Origin of the sequence: Streptomyces sp. NPDC060209 (assembly GCF_042728155.1) — a bacterium.
In the GTDB taxonomy this organism is placed as follows: domain Bacteria; phylum Actinomycetota; class Actinomycetes; order Streptomycetales; family Streptomycetaceae; genus Streptomyces.
The window spans coordinates 1-21,215 of record NZ_JBHWZS010000055.1 but is presented as its reverse complement, the minus strand read 5'-3'; the positions used below and the strand labels follow the sequence as shown (position 1 = coordinate 21,215).

18 protein-coding genes are annotated in these 21,215 nt (G+C 71.9%); 8 read left to right on the top strand and 10 right to left on the bottom strand.

The annotated features are described in order from the left end of the window. Window positions 1-35: 35 nt before the first annotated feature. Genes ACFWFI_RS13815 through ACFWFI_RS13795 form a run of 5 tightly spaced genes read left to right on the top strand, consistent with a single transcriptional unit; the run spans window position 36 to window position 5,975 of the window. A complete protein-coding gene (locus tag ACFWFI_RS13815) occupies window positions 36-1,910 on the top strand; it encodes an ABC transporter substrate-binding protein (protein ID WP_387388965.1) in 1,875 nt (624 codons plus the stop codon). A 3-nt stretch (window positions 1,911-1,913) separates the two neighbouring features. Further along, complete coding sequence (locus tag ACFWFI_RS13810) at window positions 1,914-3,005, top strand: ABC transporter permease (protein ID WP_387388963.1); 1,092 nt, start codon at window positions 1,914-1,916, stop codon at window positions 3,003-3,005. After that, window positions 3,002-3,922 carry an ABC transporter permease gene (locus tag ACFWFI_RS13805; protein WP_387388960.1) on the top strand — a complete coding sequence of 307 codons (921 nt, stop codon included), beginning with the start codon at window positions 3,002-3,004 and terminating at the stop codon, window positions 3,920-3,922. The genes ACFWFI_RS13810 and ACFWFI_RS13805 overlap by 4 nt, the downstream gene beginning before the upstream one ends. Next, window positions 3,919-4,980 carry an ABC transporter ATP-binding protein gene (locus tag ACFWFI_RS13800; protein WP_387388957.1) on the top strand — a complete coding sequence of 354 codons (1,062 nt, stop codon included), beginning with the start codon at window positions 3,919-3,921 and terminating at the stop codon, window positions 4,978-4,980. Before ACFWFI_RS13805 ends, ACFWFI_RS13800 begins: the two co-directional genes overlap by 4 nt. Next, window positions 4,977-5,975: an oligopeptide/dipeptide ABC transporter ATP-binding protein gene (locus ACFWFI_RS13795; protein ID WP_387388954.1), complete on the top strand. Its 999-nt coding sequence runs from the start codon at window positions 4,977-4,979 to the stop codon at window positions 5,973-5,975. The genes ACFWFI_RS13800 and ACFWFI_RS13795 overlap by 4 nt, the downstream gene beginning before the upstream one ends. A gap of 18 nt (window positions 5,976-5,993) precedes the next feature. Here ACFWFI_RS13795 and ACFWFI_RS13790 read toward each other — a convergent pair whose 3' ends face one another. From ACFWFI_RS13790 to rimP, 10 genes are all read right to left on the bottom strand, one after another. Further along, window positions 5,994-7,109: an XdhC family protein gene (locus tag ACFWFI_RS13790; RefSeq protein WP_387388951.1), complete on the bottom strand. Its 1,116-nt coding sequence runs from the start codon at window positions 7,107-7,109 to the stop codon at window positions 5,994-5,996. Between the two features lie 76 nt (window positions 7,110-7,185). Then, complete coding sequence (locus ACFWFI_RS13785; protein WP_387388948.1) at window positions 7,186-8,139, bottom strand: bifunctional riboflavin kinase/FAD synthetase; 954 nt, start codon at window positions 8,137-8,139, stop codon at window positions 7,186-7,188. A gap of 43 nt (window positions 8,140-8,182) precedes the next feature. Continuing rightward, entirely contained in the window at window positions 8,183-11,734 is a 3,552-nt protein-coding gene (locus tag ACFWFI_RS13780; protein WP_387388946.1) for a trypsin-like peptidase domain-containing protein, read from the bottom strand. A gap of 213 nt (window positions 11,735-11,947) precedes the next feature. Continuing rightward, the gene (truB, locus tag ACFWFI_RS13775; RefSeq protein WP_387388943.1) at window positions 11,948-12,853 is read right to left on the bottom strand and encodes a tRNA pseudouridine(55) synthase TruB; all 906 of its coding nucleotides are present in this window, start codon (window positions 12,851-12,853) and stop codon (window positions 11,948-11,950) included. Next, window positions 12,850-13,311, bottom strand: coding sequence for a 30S ribosome-binding factor RbfA (gene rbfA / locus ACFWFI_RS13770; RefSeq protein ID WP_014153744.1), 462 nt, complete (start codon window positions 13,309-13,311; stop codon window positions 12,850-12,852). Before rbfA ends, truB begins: the two co-directional genes overlap by 4 nt. A gap of 21 nt (window positions 13,312-13,332) precedes the next feature. After that, the gene (locus ACFWFI_RS13765) at window positions 13,333-13,629 is read right to left on the bottom strand and encodes a DUF503 domain-containing protein (RefSeq protein WP_387388940.1); all 297 of its coding nucleotides are present in this window, start codon (window positions 13,627-13,629) and stop codon (window positions 13,333-13,335) included. A 167-nt stretch (window positions 13,630-13,796) separates the two neighbouring features. After that, on the bottom strand, window positions 13,797-16,952 hold the full coding sequence (gene infB, locus ACFWFI_RS13760) for a translation initiation factor IF-2 (RefSeq protein ID WP_387388936.1): 3,156 nt from the start codon (window positions 16,950-16,952) through the stop codon (window positions 13,797-13,799). A 148-nt stretch (window positions 16,953-17,100) separates the two neighbouring features. After that, window positions 17,101-17,379, bottom strand: a complete 279-nt coding sequence (locus tag ACFWFI_RS13755) for a YlxR family protein (RefSeq protein ID WP_014153747.1) — start codon at window positions 17,377-17,379, stop codon at window positions 17,101-17,103. Window positions 17,380-17,526: 147 nt separating this feature from the next. Next, window positions 17,527-18,567, bottom strand: coding sequence for a transcription termination factor NusA (nusA, locus tag ACFWFI_RS13750; protein WP_387388932.1), 1,041 nt, complete (start codon window positions 18,565-18,567; stop codon window positions 17,527-17,529). A 2-nt stretch (window positions 18,568-18,569) separates the two neighbouring features. Further along, on the bottom strand, window positions 18,570-19,067 hold the full coding sequence (rimP, locus tag ACFWFI_RS13745; RefSeq protein WP_387388929.1) for a ribosome maturation factor RimP: 498 nt from the start codon (window positions 19,065-19,067) through the stop codon (window positions 18,570-18,572). A 171-nt stretch (window positions 19,068-19,238) separates the two neighbouring features. On the opposite strand from rimP, the gene ACFWFI_RS13740 reads away from it, so the two are divergent. From ACFWFI_RS13740 to ACFWFI_RS13730, 3 genes are read left to right on the top strand one after another with little or no spacing between them, the layout of a single operon-like run. Then, window positions 19,239-19,763 carry a hypothetical protein gene (locus ACFWFI_RS13740; RefSeq protein WP_387388927.1) on the top strand — a complete coding sequence of 175 codons (525 nt, stop codon included), beginning with the start codon at window positions 19,239-19,241 and terminating at the stop codon, window positions 19,761-19,763. After that, window positions 19,760-20,254, top strand: a complete 495-nt coding sequence (locus ACFWFI_RS13735; RefSeq protein ID WP_387388924.1) for a ferritin-like domain-containing protein — start codon at window positions 19,760-19,762, stop codon at window positions 20,252-20,254. The genes ACFWFI_RS13740 and ACFWFI_RS13735 overlap by 4 nt, the downstream gene beginning before the upstream one ends. Before the next feature lie 36 nt (window positions 20,255-20,290). Further along, complete coding sequence (locus ACFWFI_RS13730) at window positions 20,291-21,205, top strand: aminoglycoside phosphotransferase family protein (protein WP_387388921.1); 915 nt, start codon at window positions 20,291-20,293, stop codon at window positions 21,203-21,205. Window positions 21,206-21,215: the final 10 nt, after the last annotated feature.

The following is a 21,215-nucleotide window of genomic DNA, read 5'->3' as shown; positions in this document are numbered from 1 at the left end:
TTCACCGTGCGAGTCATGACGCGAGGTCCACGTCCATGGTCACAAGATTCCCACCACGTCCCTCCCGCCCACGCGGCCGTCTGCGTATCCTTCTCGCCTCCGGAGCCGCCGCCTTGGCGCTGGCCGCCGGATCGGTCGTCCCCGGAAATCCGCTCGGCCCCGCCCCGCAGGAGGCGCAGGCGGCCGACGGGAAGTCGACCCTCACGGTCGCGGTCGCGCAGAGCGTCGACTCCCTGAGCCCGTTCCTCGCGCAGCGGCTGCTCTCGACGAGCATCCACCGCCTGATGTACGACTACCTCACCAACTACGACGCCAAGGACAACCACACGATCCCCGGCCTCGCCACCGAGTGGGAGACCTCGGCGGACAAGCTGACGTGGACGTACACCATCCGGGACGACTCGAAGTGGTCGGACGGCGAGAAGGCGACCGCCGAGGACGCGGCGTGGACCTTCAACAAGATGATGACCGACGAGGGCGCCGCCACCTCGAACGGCAGCTTCGTCGGCAACTTCAAGAAGGTGACCGCAACCGGCCCGGACAAGCTGGTCATAGAGCTGAAGCAGCCTCAGGCCACGATGACGGCACTGGATGTGCCCATCGTCCCCAAGCACGTCTGGGAGAAGGTCGGCGACTTCTCGAAGTTCAACAACGACACGAAGTTCCCGATCGTCGGCAACGGGCCCTTCATCCTGACGGACTACAAGGTCGACAGCTACGTGAAGCTGAAGGCCAACAAGGACTTCTGGCGGGGCGCCCCCAAGTTCGACGAGCTCGTCTTCCGTTACTACAAGGACCAGGACGCAGCCGTCGCCGCCCTCCGAAAGGGTGAAGTTTCCTTTGTCGCCGGAAGCCCGAGTCTGACCCCCGCGCAGGCCGCGTCGCTGAAGACCACCGCCGACATCAAGGTGAACGACGCCCCGGGCCGGCGCTTCTACGCGCTGGCCACCAACCCGGGCGCGCAGACCAAGGACGGCAAGAAGTTCGGCGACGGGCACGCGGCACTGCTGGACCAGAAGGTCCGTCAGGCGCTGTTCATGGCCGTGGACCGCAAGACCATCATCGACAAGGTCTTCCAGGGCTACGCCATAGAGGGCGAGGGCTACATCCCGCCGCGCTACGGCTCGTACTTCTGGAAGCCGTCGGCCGAGCAGAAGCTCGCCTACGACCCGGCGAAGGCCGCCGCCCTCCTCGACGAGGCGGGCTACAAGAAGAACAGCGCCGGCAAGCGGACCGGCAAGGACGGCAAGCCGCTCGACTTCCGCATCCTGTGCCACGCCACCGACCCGAACGACAAGGCCATCGGCAAGTACCTCCAGGAGTGGTGGGGCGAGCTGGGCGTCGGTCTGAAGGTCGACTGCCTCGACAACGTCTCCGACCCCTGGTACGCCGGTGAGTACGACCTCGCCTTCGACGGCTGGTCCGTCAACCCGGACCCCGACTTCGTCATGTCGATCCACACCTGTGCCGCACTGCCGGCCAAGGCGAAGGAGTCCGCGGCGACCGACAACTTCATCTGCGACAAGCAGTACGACGAGCTCTACGCGAAGCAGCTGGCGGAGTACGACCCCGCCAAACGGGCCGACCTCGTGAAGCAGATGGAGTCGCGGCTGTACGACATGGGGTACATGAACGTCATGGCGTACCCGAATGCCGTCGAGGCCTACCGCACCGACCAGATCAAGTCCATCACGACCATGCCCTCGGACGCGGGCAACATCTACGGTCAGGACGGTTACTGGAGCTGGTGGTCGGCGGTCCCGGCCGCCGGTGCGTCGGGCGATTCGTCCGGCGACAGCGGCAGCTCCACCGGAGTCCTCATCGGTGTCGGTGTCGCCGTAGTCGTCCTCGCCGGTGGCGGACTGCTGTTCGCCATGCGTCGTCGTTCCACCGCGGAAGACCGTGAATAGTCCATGAGCACAGAAAGCACTCCCGCGCTCGTGAAGGGCGCGGCGGGCTTGGACGCTGTGCAGACCGACGGCCCGGCTCCGGCCGGGCCGTCGGCCCGCAGTCCACGCGCCCGCAGCACGACCGCGTATCTCCGCTACACGGCGGGCAAGCTGGCCGGTGCGGCCGTCTCGCTGTTCGCCGTGCTCGTCACCAGCTTCTTCCTGTTCCGCCTGATCCCCGGCGACCCGGTCAAGCAGATGACCGGCGGCCGGCAGGTGTCGACCGAGCAGATCGCCGCGATGCGCAAGGAGTTCGGCCTGGACCTGCCGCTCTGGCAGCAGTTCACCGAATACTGCGGAAAGGCCCTGACCGGGGACTTCGGCACGTCTTACCAGTTCCGCGCCCCCGTCATGGACAAGATCACCGAGGCACTGCCCGCGACGCTCCTGCTCACCGGCACGGCGTTCGTGATCTACACGGTGATCGGCATCTGGCTGGGCGCCAGGTCCGCCTGGCGCAACGGCTCGGCAGGCGACCGCTTCCACACGGCATTCGCCCTGACGCTGTACTCGGTGCCCTCGTTCTGGCTCGGCCTGCTCCTGATCGTCACCCTGTCGGTCGGCATCGGCCCCATCCCCGGCATGTTCCCGACCGGGGGCATGGAGTCCGGCAGCGAGAGCGGCTTCGCCTACGTCCTCGACGTGGCCCACCACCTCGTGCTGCCGGTCATCACCCTCGTCGCCGTCGAATACGCGCGCACCCTGCTGGTGATGCGCTCCTCGCTGCTCGACGAGATGGGCAGCGACTATCTGACGACGGCTCGCGCGAAGGGGCTGCGCGACGACCTGGTACGCCGCCGGCACGCCGTCCCGAACGCGATGCTGCCGACGGTGACGCTTCTCTTCGTCAACCTGGGCAACACGGTGGCGGGCGCCATCCTGGTGGAGACGGTGTTCTCCTGGCCCGGCCTGGGCGGACTGTTCTACCAGGCGCTGAGCGTGCCCGATCTGCCACTGGTGCAGGCGCTGTTCTTCATCTTCGCCGCCGCGGTGATCCTGATGAACACGCTCGCCGATGTGATCTATCCGCTCCTCGATCCCCGGGTGGGCCGATGACGACCACGACCGACGCCGCGCGGGCCATCAGCCCGCGTGCGCTGACCTGGACCCGCCGGCGACAGGCCGCTGCCCGATTCTGGCAGCAGTACCGCGGCCACCGGGCCGGCCTCATCGGCCTCGCCGTGCTCGCGGTGATCGCCCTGACCGCGCTGGCCGCCCCGCTGCTGGTCGGCGCGGACTCGCAGAGCGTCACCGCCGCGCCGGGCGGCCCGCTGGAGTCGCCGAGCGCGGAGTTCCCCCTCGGCACCGACCAGTTCGGCCGCAGCCTGCTCGCCCTTCTGGTGTGGGGGACCCGGGTGTCGCTGACCGTCGGCCTGATGGCCGCGTTCCTCTCGGTGGCCATCGGGACCCTGGTGGGCATCACGGCCGGTCACTTCAAGGGCTGGTACGGCAATGTCGTCATGCGGATCACCGACTGGTTCCTGGTGATGCCGACGCTGGTGCTCGCCATCGCGCTGGCCACCGTGCTCTCGCGGTCGCTCTGGACGACGGTCCTCGCCATCGGCGTGACGACCTGGCCGACGACCGCGCGGCTCGTGCGCGCGCAGACGCTGTCCGTGGAGTCACGCCCGTACATCGAGCGCTCCAAGGCGCTCGGCGGCGGGCACGGCCACATCATGTCCCGCCATGTGCTGCCCAATGTGATGCCGCTGGTGCTCGCACAGACCACGCTGGTGATCTCCACCGCCATCCTCACCGAGGCGACCCTCGCCTTCCTCGGGCTGGGCGATCCCACGATCGTCTCCTGGGGCGGGCTGCTCCAGGACGCCCGTGAGGCCGGAGCGGTCAGCTCCGGCAACTGGTGGTACCTCGCTCCGCCCGGACTCGCCATCGCGGTCGTCGCCCTCGCGTTCACGCTGTGCGGCCGCACCATCGAGTCCGTGCTCAACCCCAAGCTGGGGGTGTCCCGTTGACCGCCGTGAAGACCGAGAGCGTTCCGAAGCCGGAGACCGGGCAGCCGTTGCTCGAAGTCCGGAATCTGCATGTCACCTACGGCTCCGGGGCCTCGGCCGTCCCCGCCGTGCGGGGTGTCGACCTACGGGTCGAGGCGGGCCGGAAGCTCGGCATCGCCGGGGAGTCCGGCTGCGGGAAGTCGACGCTGGCGCTGGCGCTCCTGCGGCTGCTGCCCGCGTCCGCGACCCTGAGCGGCGAGATCCTGCTGGACGGCGAGGACATCCTCACCATGAAGTGGGGGCGGCTGCGCGCCGTGCGGTGGGCGGGGGCCTCGATCGTCTTCCAGGGTGCGATGCACTCGCTGAACGCCGTGCACCGCATCGGGGACCAGATCGCCGAACCGATCCTGCTGCACAGCAAGGCGACCCCGGGCGCCGCGCGCAGGCGCGCCGGTGAACTGCTGGAGCAGGTGGGGCTTCCGGCGGCGCGCGCGGACGCCTATCCGCACGAGCTGTCCGGCGGTCAGCGCCAGCGCGTGATGATCGCCATGGCGCTGGCCTGCGATCCACGGCTGATCATCGCCGACGAACCCACCACCGCCCTCGATGTGATGATCCAGGCGCAGATCCTGCGGCTGATCGAACAGCTCGTCAGCGACCAGGACCTCGGCCTGATCATGATCAGCCACGACCTGGCGGTGCTCTCCGACACCTGTGACCGGCTGTCGGTGATGTACGCCGGCCGGGTCGTCGAGGAGGGCCCCGCCAAGCAGGTCTACGAGAACGCCAGGCACCCCTACGGCAGCGCCCTGTCGGCCGCCTTCCCGCGCATCGGCGACCTCTCGTCGCGGCATGCGCCGCGCGGCCTGCCGGGTGACCCGCCGGACCCGTCGGCGCTGCCCTCCGGCTGCACGTTCCATCCCCGCTGCACGGCGGCGCTGGACTCCTGCGCCACCGAGGACCAGGAACTGCGGGCCGCCGGTCCGTCCCGGCGGGCTGCCTGTGTGCTGGTGGAACCGGAAGCCACCGCGACGCCCGGTCCGCAGGACGGCGCAGAGGAAGCAAGGAGCACCTCATGACGACCACTCCCCCGGTTCCCCTGCTCAGCGCCCAGGCGCTGGAGGTCGCGTTCCCCGGGCGGCGCGGGGCGGCGACCGCGCGGGCTGTCGACGGGGTGGACCTCGACATCCGTCCCGGCGAGATCGTCGCCCTGGTCGGCGAGTCGGGCTGCGGCAAGACGACGCTGGCCCGCTCGCTGCTCGGCCTGGTGCCGCCCACGTCCGGCCGGGTCACGTTCGGCGGCAAGCCGCTGGACTACGCGGGCCGGGCGCTCAAGGCGTACCGCAAGCGGGTGCAGCTGGTGCTCCAGGACCCCAGCGGCTCCCTCAACCCACGCCACACGGTGTACGACGCGGTGGCGGAGGGCCTGCGTATCCACGGCTACGCGGGCGACGAGCGGGCGGCCGTGTCCGGGGCGCTGGCGCGTGCGGGGCTGCGGCCGCCGGAGCGCTTCTTCCTGCGCTATCCGCACGAGCTGTCCGGCGGTCAGCGCCAGCGCGTCGTGATCGCGGGCGCACTGGTCCTGGAGCCGGAACTCATCGTCGCGGACGAGCCGGTGGCCTCGCTCGACGCCTCCGTGCGCGGCGAGATCCTGGCGCTGCTGCTGCGGCTGCGCGACGAACTGGGTCTGTCCGCCCTGGTGGTGACGCACGATCTGGGGCTGGCCTGGAACATCGCGGACCGGGTGGCGGTGATGTATCTCGGCCGGATCGTGGAGACGGGTGACGTCGAGCAGATCCTCACGGCTCCCCGGCACCCGTACACCCAGGCGCTGCTGTCCGTGCTGCCGGAGGCGGACGGCGAGCCGGTGATCCTGACGGGCGAACCGCCGGACCCCTCGAAGATCCCGTCCGGCTGCCGCTTCCATGTCCGCTGCCAGGTCCTCGCCTCGGGCGAGGCGGAGCGGGCGGGCGTCGCGGACGCGTGCCGCACGAAGGATCTGCCGGTACTGGAGGGGGGCAGCCGGACCCAGGTCGCCTGCCACTGGGTGGAGGCCGGGGTGGGCGTCTCCTGAGGGCTGCCGCCGGACCGGTCAGGCCCTGGACTCCGGGGCGTGGTGGATCGCGCCCGTCAGCTCACCCAGCGGGCGCCCCGTGCCGCCCCAGCGGTGCTGGATGATCTCGGCGGCGATGGAGACGGCCGTCTCCTCCGGCGTGCGGGCTCCGAGGTCCAGGCCGACGGGTGAGGCGAGGCGGGCCAGTCCCGTCTCGTCCACCCCCGTCTCCCGCAGGCGGGCGAGCCGGTCGGCGTGGGTGCGCCGGCTGCCCATCACACCGATGTACGCGGCGGGTGTACGCAGCGCCGCGGCAAGCAGGGGCACATCGAACTTCGGGTCGTGGGTCAGCACGCAGACGACCGTGCGCGCGTCCACCGGGGTCGATTCCAGATAGGTGTGCGGCCAGGCGCAGACGACCTCGTCGGCCGTGGGAAAACGTTCTCGGGTGGCGAAGGCGGGACGGGCGTCGCACACCGTCACGCGGTAGCCGAGGAACGACCCGATCCTCGCGGTCGCCGCGGCGTGGTCGATGGCTCCGAAGACGAGCATCCGGGGCGCGGGGGCGTACGTCTGGACGAAGACGGTGACGTCCTGCATCCGGCGCTCGCCGTGGGCGCCGTACCGGGTGCTGCCGGTGACTCCCTGGGCGAGCAGCCCGCGCGCGTCGTCGGTGACGGCCGCGTCGAGCCCTTCGTCGCCGAGCGAACCTCTGACACGGCCGGCCAGGACCGTCCGGCGGGCGCCCCGCCTCGCCGCTCCGGACACCACGGTGGCGAGCGCGACGGGTTCCCCGGCGGCGATGGTGTCGACGAGCTCCAGCAGTCCGTCCCGGTCCGACGGTGCGACGAAGGGCTGCACCAGGACTTCGATCGTGCCGCCGCAGGTCAGCCCGGCGCCGAAGGCCTCGTCGTCGCTGATGCCGTACGTCCGCAGCTGCGTCTCGCCTGTGGTGAGGGTCTCGGTGGCGACCTCGTACACATCGCTCTCCACGCACCCCCCGGAGACGCTGCCCGCCACCACGCCCGTGGCGGTCACCGCCATCGCGGCGCCGGGGGCCCGAGGCGCACTGCCCCGCACCGCGACGACGGTGGCCAGGGCGAAGGGCGTACCGGCCGCGTGCCAGTCGCGCAGCTCCGACAGCAGCTCACGCACGTGCGGACTCCTCCCGGCCGGACAACTCCTGCCCCCGAGGATGCCCCGGTGCCGGGGTGCGCACCACAGGAGGGCGTCAGGCCCGGTCGTACGCCGCGATCAGCTCGCTGGACCGCTTCACATCTGCGGCCATCGCCACGAGCAGGTCGTCGATCGAATCGAACTTCAGCATGCCGCGTACGTAGGCCAGGAAGTCCACCGCCACGTGCAGCCCGTACAGGTCGAGGCCGACGCGGTCGATCGCGTACGCCTCGACGGTCCGCTCCGTGCCGTCGAACTGCGGGTTGGTGCCCACGGAGATCGCGGCGGGCATCGCCTCGCCGTTCACCGTGAGCCAGCCGGCGTAGACGCCGTCGGCGGGGATCGCGGTGTGCGGCAGGGTCTCCACGTTCGCCGTGGGGAAGCCGAGCTCACGGCCGCGCTGGGCGCCGCGCACCACGACGCCCTCGACGCGGTGCGGGCGTCCGAGGATCTCGGCGGCGCCTTCGACGTCGCCCTCGGCGATCAGTCGGCGGGTGAGCGTCGAGGAGAACGGCTCGCCGCCGCCCGCGTCTCCGCTCACGTAGAGGTCGATGACCTCGGTCAGGTAGTCGTATGTCGAGCCGAGCTCGGCGAGGAACGTGACGTTGCCCGCGGCCCGGTGTCCGAAACGGAAGTTGGGGCCTTCGATGACCAGCTTCGCGTGGAGCTTGTCGACGAGCACCTTCACGATGAAGTCGGCGGGCGAGAGCTGCGAGAACTCGGCGGTGAACGGCAGGATCAGCACCGCGTCCACACCGAGTCCGGCCATCAGCTCGGCACGCCGCTGGTGCGGTGCGAGCAGCGGCGGGTGTGTGCCGGGGCGGACGACCTCACTGGGGTGCGGGTCGAAGGTGACGACGACGGAGGCCACGCCGAGCTCGCGCGCCCGCTCCACGGCACGGCCGATGATCAGCTGGTGTCCGCGGTGCACCCCGTCGTAGGACCCGATGGTGACGACGCTGCGTCCCCAGCCCTCAGGGATGTCCTCCAAGCCACGCCAGCAGTGCACTCTGACCGCTCCTCGCCCGAACCTGTGTACGTGTGTCTGTCCATTACGCAGGTCTAAGACTGCCATGCTCACGTCCCGCGGCCTGCATCGGCATCGGGATCCCGGACCGTGACCCGTCCGGTGCCTCCATCGTCCGCCGCGCACCGGGGCCCACGACGGCGGCCCACTCCTGCGGGGCGTCCGCCAGCCACCCGGTGACGAGGGCCGCGAATCCGGGAACGTCCCGGGCGAGTTCGACCAGCCCGCGGTCGAAGCGGGCCGCGCCGTCGGCCGTCCGCACGAGGAGCATCCCGGTGCGGTGGACCAGAGCCCGCGTGCGGGCTTCGGGGCGGCGTCCGGAACCCACTGCGGCTGCCCGCAGGAGGGCGTCGAGGACCTCCGGGTCCCTGCCGGTGTCCTGCTCGAACTCCAGCAGAACCTCCAGCAGCTCGGCCCGCAGCGGCCTCGAAGCGGCGCTTCCCGGAGCGGCGAGCACCCGGGCCAGTGCGGCGCGTACGGACGGCGGCGCGGGGTGGTCCCGCAGCAGACCGGTCATCAGGGGCAGGAGCAGCGCCCGGGCGGCCGGACTGTGCTCCAGCCTGAGGTCCACGTAGGAGGCGGCCTGCGCCCCGGCGTCCTGGCCTGGACGGCTGCGGCTCTCGATGTAATGGCGTACGAGACCCGGGGCGTGCAGCGCCAGGGCGGGGGTGTCCAGGGCGGCGAGCTCCCGCAGCACGTCGTCGGCGGCCGCCCCGGGCAGCGAAAGGCGGGCGCGCAGCGCGGCGAGTACCGGCTCGGGGTGCTCGGGGAAGACCTCCGCGAGCAGGTCCACCGGCAGCCGGGGGTCTCCGGCGGCGAAGACCCGCAGAGCCTGCGGCAGGTAGCGGCCGCCTGTGCCCGGATCCCGTACGAGGACGGTGAGCGCCTGGGCGTGCAGGGCGGTGTCGTCCGGCCGGGCCAGCAGGGTGAGTGCCGTGCCGCGCAGCATGGCGCGGTCGGTGTCGGCGAGGGCGCGGGCGGCGGCGAGCGGGAGGTGGAAGGCCGCAGCGGCGCGCCGCGCGGGCCGCTCCTCGTCACGCGCCCATCGGTCGACGGCCCGGCACAGGGCGGCCGGCTCGTCCTCGGCGAGCGTGGCGAGCAGTTCGGCGGCGCGCGGGTGGGCGGTGTCGACGAGCGCCTCGGTCAGGTCGTCGACGGCGAGGTCCCGGCGGGCGTACAGGAGGGCCTGCGCGGCGGCGGCCACGGTGGGCCGCATTCGTACACCCTCCTCGGCGGGCAGGGGGCTCTCGTCCGTGAACCAGCCGCACAGAAGCGGCTGGACGGTCCCGGGGTGGGCGGCCAGCCGCCGTGACACCGCGTCCAGATACCGTTCGCCGCCGTCCGTGCGGGTAGTGCCGTCGGCGGGCAGGAGGCGGCGCAGAAGGTCGATCCGGTCGTCCTCGGGCAGCCGGACCCGGCGCCAGAACCACGGCCCGAACTCGGCGTAGGGGCCGAGCGCGGCAGGGCCGCCGCCGGACAGGGAACGCCGGGTGATCCGGCCGGCGAGTACCCGCAGCACCCCGAGACAGGGGCGGGCGTCCGGCACCCTGAGCAGGCTCTCCCGGAGCAGGTGGGCCGCCCACCAGGCCGCATCGGTGAGCCGCTCCTCCGTGCCGGACGCCAGGCGGTCCATCGCCTCGATCAGGTCCGCCATCCGGTGGGCCAGCGCCGCGTGCCCCTGCCGCCGCTCCAGCAGGAGCATCGCCTGGAGAACCGGGCCGATGCGATGGCGCGGCACAGGGAGGTTGCGGGGTTCGGCCGGGTCCTGCGGGGCCGGTACGGGCGCAGGCACCCCGTCCGCGTGCCAGCGGTGGACCAGCGAGTGCAGTGCCGCGTCCAGGTCGAGGTGCGCGCCCTGCACCCAGTCGCCCAGCTCCTCGTGGGCGAAGCGGTATCCCGCGCCGGCCGGGACCAGCAGCCCCTCGGTGAGGACCGCCGAGGCCCAGCCCGGGCGCCAGGGGAAGACCTCCTCGAACGCCGCCCGGTCCAGCTCGCCCTGTCCCGGCCCGAGGCACCGCCTGGCCGCCTCGTGGACCTGGCCGGCCACCTTCGCGGCCAGCCTGCGGACCGCCGCGCCCCGCAGCCGGGGCTCGGCCTGGGCCCCGATCCGGACGGCGATCCGGACACAGGTGAGGTCCAGATGGGCGGCGAAGACCTCCTCCGTGCCGGGCCTGCCGGGTACGTCGGGGGGCAGCGCCGCCCGCACCTCGGCGAGGAGACGCAGGGTGAGGGGGTGCCGGTCGTGGCCGGGGGCGATCGTGCCGGACGGGATGCCGTACCGCTCCCAGGCCCGCTCGGCCTGTTCCGCAGTGAGGTCGCCGAGCCGGACGGCGGGCGGCAGGCCTCCGGCCGGCCGCTCCGGAAGGTGCAGGGCGCCCGGCGGGTACAGCGCCCCGGCGGTCTCCCAGTGTTCGGGGCGGCAGGCGACGACCATCCGCACCTCGTGGGTCAGGAGCCACTCGGCGGACGCCCCGGCCCATCCGGCGAGCCGGTGGGCCAGCAGGGGCGGCATCTCCTCCGGGCCGTCGACGACGACGAGGAGTGCCTTCCCGGACGCCGCGGCGAGGCGGGCCACCCGCTCGGGGGTGGCGGCCTCCATGTCGCCCCGGGCCCCTGCGGCGGTGAGGATCCTCCCGGAGCGCTGCAGAGCCCGGGTCATCGCATCGGTGACCGAGGTGTCGTCGGCGAGCAGATCGGCTCCGCGCAGCCAGAGCGTCAGGGCGGGCACGGGCCCGCGGGCCCGGCGGGCGGCCAGTGCGGCGAGCTCCGTGGTGCGGCCGGTCCCCGGCGCACCGACCAGGCCGAGCACGGGCCCCGTGCCGGTCTCGAAGGCGGTGAACTCCGCGCTGATGTGGGGGCGTTCGACAGCCTCCGTGCCGCAGGGCCGGCCGTCGGCATGGCCGAGGGAGGTGGCGGTCAGCTGCAGTGCCCCCGCCAGATTGAGGTCGCAGCCGTACCCGGGGACGCCGCTCGCGTTGCGCCCGAGGACCTCGGCCAGCGGCCCCGAAGCGTCGTGGAGGGCCAGGGGCACCGCGAGCCCGGCGGTCTCGCGCCCTGCGGTCAGCGCGGTGGACAGCACGCCCAGCACGGCCCCGGTGCGCGGGTCCGTCACGGGCCCGCCGACGGCGGCTCCGCCGGAGCGCAGCGCGTCGCGCCCGTCCGTCCCGAGTGCGAGCTCCAGCGCGCCGCTCACGGCGTGGTCGCGTCCGCCCTCGGAGTATGCCGCCGGAGTCGTCCCGAGCACCCGTGCCTCGCGCCAGCCGTGGGCGGCGATCCGCACATAGGTGCCCGTCCCGATCTGCTCGCGTACGGCGATGGGGAGCGGCTCCACCCCCAGGGTCCCGGGGTCGCCGGTGCGCAGCAGGGCGAGGCCGAGAGCGGGCAGCGCGGTGATGTCGTCGGGGCCGACCGGGCAGCTGCGGCCGTCGGCGGAGTGCAGCGTCAGGGTCGTGGAACGTGCGACGGCCTGATGACTGGTGACGACCGTGCCCCGGTCGTCCGCGACGAATCCGGTCCCCCGCGGCCGGCCGGCCTCATCGCAGATCCGTACAAGTTTCGACCGGTCCCCGCTGCCCATGGTCCGACGGTAGGTCCCAGGTGATCGACACGAGAAACCCACGGGGCGAAAGCGCCCCCCTCACACCCCTCCGTCACTCCGAGCGCCCGTCCATTGGGGTGAATCAGCGGGTTCGCGTGGACAGGGATGGTCGCGGGAGGGGGATCGTGGAGCGGGCACACACCCGGGGGGGGGTGCCCGCTCCACGATGGGCCGAACCCAGGGGAGCCCTCGTCAGGCGAAGACGGCGAGGCTCTTGGCCTTGCCCTTCTGCTCCTCGACGAGCACCAGGAACGCCCCGTCGGGCCCGAAGACCCCGACCGGCCCCGGCGGATACGACGGCATGTCCAGCCGCACGCCGTTGAGCAGCAGCTTGGCGCGCTTCTCGTCCACGTCCCAGCGGGGGAAGGCCGAGGCGGCGGCCTCGGCCACCGGCATCACGGTCAGCTCCTGCTGGTGCTGCTCGAGGGTGCGCGCCGCGTCGAGGCCGTAGGGTCCGACGCGGGTGCGGCGCAGCGCGGTCAGATGACCGCCGACGCCGAGCCCGCCTCCCAGGTCGCGGGCCAGGGCGCGGATGTACGTACCCGATGAGCACACGACGGAGACGACCAGGTCGACGACCGGGGTGCCGTCCTCCGCGACGGCCTCGCGCACGTCGTAGACCCGGAAGGACGAGATGGTCACCGGGCGGGCCGGGATCTCGAACTCCTCGCCGCCGCGAACCCGGGCGTAGGACCGCTTGCCGTCGATCTTGATGGCGCTGACCTTGGACGGCACCTGCATGATCGCGCCGGTCAGTGCGGCGACTCCGGCGTCGATGCCCTCGCGGGTCACTCCGGAGGCGTCGGTGGACGAGGTGATCTCGCCCTCCGCGTCGTCGGTGACGGTGTCCTGGCCGAGCCGGATCGTCCCCAGGTACTCCTTCTCGGTCAGCGCGAGATGGCCGAGCAGCTTGGTCGCCCTCTCGATGCCGAGCACCAGGACGCCGGTCGCCATCGGGTCCAGCGTGCCGGCGTGGCCGACGCGCCGGGTGCGGGCGATGCCGCGCATCTTGGCCACGACGTCGTGCGAAGTAAAGCCGGACGGCTTGTCGACGATGACAAGACCATCCGGCGTTTTGTCCTGCTTGTTCTGCGTCATGCGGAAGGCGAGTCCCCGTCGTTCTCGTCGGACTCGTCCTCCGGCTTGCGGTACGGGTCCGCGCCGCCGGCGTAGGTGGCACCCGAGGACGCCTCGCGGACCTTGGCGTCCGAGGCACGTGCCCTGTCGAGCAGGTCCTCGATCGCCTTGGCGTTGTCCGGCAGGGCGTCCGCCACGAAGGCGAGGGTCGGGGTGAACTTCGTCCCCGCCGCGGCACCGACCGCCGAGCGCAGGATGCCCTTGGCGCTCTCCAGTCCGGCGGCCGCGCTGGCCCGCTCCTCGTCGTCGCCGTAGACCGTGTAGAAGACCGTGGCCTCCCGCAGGTCACCGGTGACACGGGTGTCCGTGATGGTCACGTGCGTGCCCAGACGCGGGTCCTTGATACCGCGCTGCAGTTTCTCGGCGACCACCACCTGGATGAGGTCCGCCAGCTTCTTTGCCCGCGCGTTGTCGGCCACTGGTCCGTCTCCTTCTTGAGCTCAATCGTCTTCGTCGCTGTGCAGCCGCCGTCGTACGGACAGCAGCTCCACTTCCGGCCGGCCCGCGATCATGCGTTCGCACCGGTCGAGTACGTCTGTGAGGTGCCCGGTATCCCCGGAGACCACGGCAAGACCGATCTCGGCCCTGCGGTAGAGGTCCTGGCCGCCCGTCTCCGCGACACTCACCGCGTACTTGCGGTGGAGTTCGGCGACGATCGGGCGGACGATGGAGCGCTTCTCCTTCAGCGACCGTACGTCGCCCAGGAGCAGATCGAAGGACAGAGTCCCCACATACATATGTGTCCGGATGTCCCGCCGGTTCGGGGTCGCGCCCCGCCATCGCTTGGCAGGGACACAAGAACCGTACACGGAACGGCCGGGGCCGATCGACGGAAATACGACCCGTCGACCGGCCCCGACTGTGGAAGAGAGCCCGGGGGTCTCCCCCCGGGAATCCCCGTTGATCAGCCTCGCGGCTTCTCGCGCATCTCGTACGTCGCGATGACGTCGTCGATCTTGATGTCGTTGAAGTTTCCGAGGTTGATACCACCCTCGTAGCCTTCGCGGATCTCGGTGACGTCGTCCTTGAAGCGGCGCAGACCGGAGATGTTGAGGCTCTCCGCGATGACCTTGCCATCGCGCAGCAGGCGCGCCTTGGTGTTGCGCTTGACCTCGCCGGACCGGACCAGCACACCGGCGATGTTGCCCAGCTTGGACGAGCGGAAGATCTCGCGGATCTCCGCCGTGCCGAGCTCGACCTCTTCGTACTCCGGCTTGAGCATGCCCTTGAGGGCCGCTTCGATCTCTTCGATCGCCTGGTAGATGACCGAGTAGTACCGGACGTCCACGCCTTCGCGCTCGGCCATCTGCTCGGCACGCCCTGCGGCGCGCACGTTGAAGCCGATCACGATGGCGTCGGAGCCGGTCGCCAGGTTGATGTCCGACTCGGTGACCGCACCCACCCCGCGGTGCAGGATCCGGATGTCGACCTCTTCACCGACGTCGAGCTGGAGCAGCGAGGACTCGAGAGCCTCCACCGAACCGGACGCGTCGCCCTTGATGATGAGGTTGAGTTCCTGGACCAGACCGGCCTTGAGCGCCTCGTCCAGGTTCTCCAGGGAGAACCGGACACCCTTGCGGGCGAAGTTGGCGTTGCGCTCGCGGGCAGCACGCTTCTCGGCGATCTGACGGGCCGTACGGTCCTCGTCGACGACCAGGAGGTTGTCGCCGGCACCCGGGACGTTGGTGAGACCCAGGACCAGGACGGGGGTCGACGGACCCGCTTCCTGGACGTTCTGACCGCTGTCGTCGAGCATCGCCCGGACACGGCCGTACGCGTCGCCCACGACCACCGTGTCACCGATGCGCAGCGTTCCGCGCTGGACGAGGACGGTCGAGACGGCACCGCGACCGCGGTCGAGGTGGGACTCGATCGCAATACCCTGCGCGTCCTGCTCCGGGTTGGCCCGCAGGTCGAGCGAGGCGTCGGCGGTGAGGACGACGGCCTCCAGGAGCGCCTCGATGTTGAGGCTCTGCTTGGCGGAGATGTCGACGAACATGGTGTCGCCGCCGTACTCCTCGGCCACCAGACCGAACTCGGTGAGCTGACCGCGCACCTTGGTCGGGTCGGCGCCCTCGACGTCGATCTTGTTGACCGCGACCACGATCGGCACCTCGGCCGCCTTGGCGTGGTTCAGCGCCTCGATCGTCTGGGGCATCACACCGTCGTTGGCCGCCACCACGAGGATCGCGATGTCGGTCGACTTCGCACCACGTGCACGCATGGCGGTGAACGCCTCGTGACCCGGGGTGTCGATGAAGGTGATCTTGCGGTCCTCGCCGTTGACCTCGGAGGAGACCTGGTAGGCACCGATGTGCTGGGTGATGCCACCGGCCTCGCCCGCGACGACGTTCGTCTTGCGGATCGCGTCGAGCAGTCGGGTCTTACCGTGGTCGACGTGACCCATGACGGTCACGACCGGCGGACGGGAGACCAGGGCCTCTTCGCCGCCCTCGTCCTCGCCGAACTCGATGTCGAAGGACTCGAGCAGCTCGCGGTCCTCCTCCTCGGGGCTGACGATCTCGAGGACGAAGTTCATCTCGTCCGCGAGCATCCGCAGCGTCTCGTCGGGAACGGACTGCGTCGCAGTGACCATCTCGCCGAGGTTCATCATCACGCCGACGAGCGACGCCGGGTTCGCGTTGATCTTCTCCGCGAAGTCCGTGAGGGAAGCACCGCGCGACAGCCGGACAGCCTGCCCGTTGCCGCGAGGCAGCATGACGCCGCCCACCGACGGGGCCTGCATGGACTCGTACTCCTGGCGCCTCTGCCGCTTCGACTTGCGGCCACGACGCGCGGGACCGCCGGGACGGCCGAACGCACCCTGTGTGCCACCACGGGCACCCGGGCCGCCGGGACGTCCACCGAAGCCGGGACGACCGCCGAAGCCGCCACCACCACCGGGACGGCCTGCGCCGCCACCGCCACCGGGACCACCGGGACGGCCTGCGAAGCCGCCACCGCCGCCACCGGGACCGGCCGGACGGCCTGCGAAGCCGCCGCCACCGGGACGACCGCCGCCGGCACCGCCGGGACGACCGCCGCCGGCACCGGGACCACGGCCGCCGCCACCGGGGCCACCACCGGGACGCGGGCCCGCAGCGGGACGCTGCGGCATCATGCCCGGGTTCGGGCGGTTACCCGAAGGCGCACCACCCGGACGCGGGGACTGCGGACGGGGCATGCCGCCCGGGGACGGACGTGCGCCACCCTGGCCCTGGGGGCGCGGGGCGCCACCGGGACCGCCCTGCGGGCGCGGGGCGCCGGGGCGCTCCTGACCGCCGCCGGGGCGCGGGGCACCGCCGGGACGGGGCGCCTGGGGGCGCGCCATGCCGGTGGAACCGCCGGAGGTGAAGGGGTTGTTGCCCGGACGGGGACCGGCCGGACGTGCGCCGCCGGGACGCGGTGCGCCCTGGCCCGCGGGACGTGCGGGGCGGTCTCCGCCGCGCTCGCCGCCACGCTGGCCGCCGTCACGCTGGCCGCCGTCACGCTGACCGGCATCACGCTGACCGCCGTCACGCTGACCGCCGGCCGGAGCCGGACGGGCGGGACGGGGGCCGGGAGTGGCACCGGCGGGACGGGGAGCCTGCTGCGGCGCGGCCGGCTGCTGGGCCGGAGCCGGAGCCGAGAACTCCGCGGCGGGCACCGGGGTGACCGGGGCGGGCTTCGGCGCGGGCTTGGGACCCGGACGGGGTCCCCCGGACTGCGCCGACGGCGCGGAGGGCGCCGCGGGGGTGCTGCTGCTCGCCGGGGCCTCAGCGGCGGCCGGCTTGGGGGCCGGGGCGCCGGGCTTCGGGCCAGCGGGACGTGCCGCGGCGGCCGGAGACGGCGCCGCGGGCTTTACGGGGGCGGCCTTGCGAGGCGCGCCAGGCTTTGCAGCGGACTTGCCGGCGTTGCCGCCGGGACCCTGCAGTGCGTCAGTCAATTTGCGTACAACCGGCGCCTCGATCGTCGAGGACGCCGAACGGACGAATTCACCGAGTTCTTGGAGCTTGGCCATGACGACCTTGCTCTCCACGCCGAACTCCTTGGCGAGCTCGTATACCCGGACCTTAGCCACTTCGCTCCTTTTAGGTCCGGGTTACCGCCGGACCGTCGCTACTTCATGGGCGTACTCATCGCGTACTCATCGAGTGCTCATCGCAATCTCGACCTACTTCCAACTCGCGAGGTACCTGACCGCACGGAGACCCGTGCCGTTCACTTTCTTACGGTGTCACCCGCTCGACGAACCGCTGCAGTGCCGCGGAATCGAACGGCCCCTTGGCCTTGAAGGCCCGGGGGAACGCCCGGCGGCGGACCGCCAGGTCGAGACAGACAGAGGCGGGGTGTACGTATGCACCCCGGCCGGGCAGCGTACCGCGTGGATCAGGGACAACTTCTCCCTCGTCCACCACGATGCGCAGCAGCTCGCTCTTGGCCGCTCGCTCCCGGCATCCCACACAGGTTCGCTCGGGGCAAGCGCGGGCGTGCGTCCGGCCAGACACGGCTAAGTCTACCTCCCCGCACCGACCTCACCCCTTGGGGGCAAAAATCGAACGGATGTTGTCGTGATCTCAGCGGCATTACGCCTTGATCTATTCCTTCGGAGCCGGTCCGGGGCCGCCTGGGCGGGCCCGGACCGGGACCCGGAGTCAGCCGCGCTCGGACCGCTCCCGGGCGCGCTCGGCGCGCTCGCGGTCGGCGACGTCCCGCTCGGCGTCGGTCTCGGTGTCCGGGCGGATGTCGATGCGCCAGCCGGTGAGGCGGGCGGCGAGGCGGGCGTTCTGCCCCTCCTTGCCGATCGCCAGCGACAGCTGGTAGTCGGGCACGGTCACCCGGGCGGAGCGCGTCCCGAGGTCCACGACCTCGACCTTGCTCACCCGTGCGGGTGACAGCGCGTTCGCGACCATCTCGGCGGGGTCGTCCGACCAGTCCACGATGTCGATCTTCTCACCGTGCAGCTCGGCCATGACGTTGCGCACACGGCTGCCCATCGGGCCGATGCAGGCGCCCTTCGGGTTGAGACCGGCCCTGGTGGAGCGCACGGCGATCTTGGTGCGGTGTCCCGCCTCACGGGCGATGGCCTCGATGACGACCGACCCGTCCGCGATCTCCGGAACCTCCAGCGCGAAGAGCTTCTTCACGAGGTTCGGGTGGGTGCGCGAAAGCGTCACGGACGGACCGCGCACACCCTTGGCCACCCGTACGACGTACGTACGCAGCCGCAGGCCGTGGGTGTACTCCTCGCCCGGCACCTGCTCCTGGACGGGCAGGATGGCTTCCAGCTTGCCGATGTCCACCAGGACGTTCTTCGGGTCCTTGCCCTGCTGGACGAGGCCGGTGACGACGTCGCCCTCGTGGCCCGCGTACTCACCGAACGTCCTGTCGTCCTCGGCGTCGCGCAGCCGCTGCAGGATGACCTGCTTGGCGGTGGTCGCGGCGATACGGCCGAAGCCGGACGGCGTGTCGTCGAACTCCTTGGGCTCCTGGCCCTCCTCGAGCTCGGCCGGGTCGTCCTTGGCCCACACCGTGACATGGCCGCCGGCGTCCAGCTCGACGCGCGCACGGCGGTGGCTGCCCTCGGTGCGGTGGTACGCGATGAGGAGGGCCGACTCGATCGCCCCGACGAGCACGTCGAAGGGGATCTCCTTGTCCTGCGCCAAGCCCTTCAGAAGCTTCACATCGATGTCCACGGCTACGCCTCCTCTTCCTTCTTGTCCTTGCGGTTGAATTCGATCTCCACGCGCGCCTTGGCGATCTCGTCGAAGGCGACACGGCGCGATGTGGGCTTGCGGCCCTTGACGCCCGGCACTTCCAGATCGAGTCCCTCGTCGTCCACCCCGAGGATGCGGGCCACCAGCTCGCCGCCCTCGACCAGGGTGAGTCTGGCCAGCCGGCCGGTGGCGCGTACGTAGTGGCGGTGCTCGGTCAACGGGCGGTCGGCGCCCGGAGAGCTCACTTCGAGGACGTACTCGCCCTCGCCCATCGCGTCGGTCTCGTCCAGCGTCTCCGAGATGCTGCGGCTGAGTTCCGCACAGGTGTCGAGCTCCACGCCGTCCTCGGAGTCCACGATCACCCGCAACACCCGGCGGCGGCCCGCCTTGGACACCTCGATCTCCTCGAGGTCCAGCTCCTTGGCGCTGACGAGGGGCTCCAGCAGTTCGCGCAGCCTGTCGCTCTGGGTGGTGCTCATCCGGGTGACTCCTCGGCCGCGTGTGCTGTTGTGGGGATCGTCGCGTGTCAGGTCAAAGGGTATCCGGTCCGCAGGGGTGTTGCCGTCCGCCTACCGCCCGGCCGCAGGTACGCTCACCTTCGGCGATCACTTCAGGTCAGAAACTGTCAGAAACCAGGCTGAAGGAGACAAGTGCGCCGCACGGGGACGACGCGCAGGAGTGCGCTCACCGCTACGGGAGCATTCGCCCTGGGTGCGGTACTGACAGGCTGCGGGGACGGACCGGATACCCGAAAGGCCCCTGGTGGTACGGACGCCCGGACCGCCTCCCTCCGGGACGGGACGGCCCTGCGGGCGGCGGCCGCCCGTGACAGCGCCTCGCTGCTCTCCCGCTACGAACAGGTCGCGGCCGCCCACCCGGTGACGGAAGCCGGGCTCGCTCCGATGGTTGCCGCGGTCCGGGAGCACCTGACGGCGCTGGGCGGGCCGGCGAAGGCGCCGAGTGGCTCACCCGCCCCCGCCCCGCCGGCTGCCCCCACCGACGCGCAGGCGGCCCTGAAGGAGCTGGCGGCCGAGGAGCGCCGGGTGGCGGACGGCCGCGCCGCGGCCCTGCTGACTGCCGAGCCCGAACTGGCCAGGATGCTGGCCTCGATCGCCGCGGCCGGTGCGGCGCACGCGTACCTGCTGACCGAACTGGCCAAGGAGACCTCGGCATGACACAGGAGGCCGGAACGGACGACACGGAGGGCACGCTGCGGGCCGCACAGGCGGCACTCGCCGCGGAGCACGCCGCGGTGTACGGATACGGGGCGCTGGGCGGCCGGCTGGAAGGCGGCCGCCGCGGCGACGCGACCGCCGCCTGCGACGCCCACCGGGCCCGGCGCGACGCGCTCGCACGGGTGGTGCGCGACCTGGGCGGTACGCCGGTGGCGGCGCACGCGGCGTACGCGCTGCCCTTCGCGGTGCGGGATCCGGCGACCGCGATGCGCCTCGCCGCAGTGCTGGAGGACCGGGTCGCGGGCGTGTACTCCGATCTCGTACGGGCCGCCGGGGGGCCGCGGCGGCAGGATGCCGCGGGTGCTCTCCGGGAGGCCGCGGTGCGTGCGGTGCGCTGGCGCGGCACCGGCGTAGCCTTTCCTGGGCTCACCGAGAAGGCCGCCCCGCCGGACAACACGGCGGAGGCAGGGGCCACGGGTGTCACGCACTGAGCAACTGAGCACGCTCTGAAAGGGAACAAGGCACGTATGGGTTTCGAACCGCCGCAGCGTCTGGTGCGAGCGCTCGGCGAGACGTACGGGGACGCGGCCGCCGCCGAGTGGCTCGGACAGCTCCCCGCACTCACCGACAACGCGCTGTCCGCACACTCGGTCTCCCTGGACCGGGTGTGCGCCCCCGGCGGGCGCACCGGTCTCGTCCTCCTGGTGCGCCGGGCGGACGGCTCGCCCGCCGTGCTCAAGATCGCGCCTCCCGGGGCCGCTCCCGCACTCGAGCGGGCCGCGCTCGCGCACTGGAACGGCTGGGGTGCCGTCGAGCTCCTGGCCGCTCCGGACGCCACGGTGCCCGATGAGGCCCTTCTGCTGGAACGGCTGCACCACGAAGTGTCCCTGCGCTCCCTTCCGGAGGCGAAGGCCTTGCTGGAGGCCGCCGGCACGGTACGGCGGCTGTGGGTCGAGCCGCCGGCCGGCCACGCCTTCGAGACCGTCGCGGAGCGCACCGCCCGGCAGCTGGACCCCATGCGGGCCGCCGCCGCCCGGGACCCCGCGCTCGAACCGCTCGTCTCGGCGGCCCTCGCGGCCCGCGAGGAGCTCGTCCAGGACTCCCCCGAACTCCTCCTGCTGCACGGCAACTTCCGGCAGAGCAAGGTCCTGTCGGGCGAGCGTGCCCCGTGGCTGGCCGTCGGTCCGGAGCCGCTGACCGGCGAGCGGGCGTACGACCTGGCGCGGCTGGTGCGTGACCGGGTGGAGGACCTGATCGCCTCGCCCGGCGGTGCCGCGACGGCCCGGCGCCGGGTCAAGAAGCTCGCCGACTCGCTCGAGGTCGACCAGGCGCGACTGCGCGGCTGGACGCTGTTCCGGGCCGTCGAGTCCGGCACGCGCGCGCTGACGGTGGGGCGGACGCAGGACGGCGAGCTGTCGCTGGAGTTCGCCGGCTGGCTGTAGCAACACACAG

What these genes read in the sequence shown, in the direction of transcription:
- ACFWFI_RS13780 (WP_387388946.1), bottom strand. Translation starts at nt 11,734, where the DNA reads ATGGGCAGCGGGGACCGGTCGAAACTTGTACGGATCTGCGATGAGGCC.
- ACFWFI_RS13730 (WP_387388921.1), top strand. Translation starts at nt 20,291, where the DNA reads ATGGGTTTCGAACCGCCGCAGCGTCTGGTGCGAGCGCTCGGCGAGACG.
- truB (WP_387388943.1), bottom strand. Translation starts at nt 12,853, where the DNA reads ATGACGCAGAACAAGCAGGACAAAACGCCGGATGGTCTTGTCATCGTC.
- ACFWFI_RS13805 (WP_387388960.1), top strand. Translation starts at nt 3,002, where the DNA reads ATGACGACCACGACCGACGCCGCGCGGGCCATCAGCCCGCGTGCGCTG.
- ACFWFI_RS13810 (WP_387388963.1), top strand. Translation starts at nt 1,914, where the DNA reads ATGAGCACAGAAAGCACTCCCGCGCTCGTGAAGGGCGCGGCGGGCTTG.
- ACFWFI_RS13795 (WP_387388954.1), top strand. Translation starts at nt 4,977, where the DNA reads ATGACGACCACTCCCCCGGTTCCCCTGCTCAGCGCCCAGGCGCTGGAG.
- ACFWFI_RS13815 (WP_387388965.1), top strand. Translation starts at nt 36, where the DNA reads ATGGTCACAAGATTCCCACCACGTCCCTCCCGCCCACGCGGCCGTCTG.
- rimP (WP_387388929.1), bottom strand. Translation starts at nt 19,067, where the DNA reads ATGAGCACCACCCAGAGCGACAGGCTGCGCGAACTGCTGGAGCCCCTC.
- ACFWFI_RS13765 (WP_387388940.1), bottom strand. Translation starts at nt 13,629, where the DNA reads ATGTATGTGGGGACTCTGTCCTTCGATCTGCTCCTGGGCGACGTACGG.
- ACFWFI_RS13735 (WP_387388924.1), top strand. Translation starts at nt 19,760, where the DNA reads ATGACACAGGAGGCCGGAACGGACGACACGGAGGGCACGCTGCGGGCC.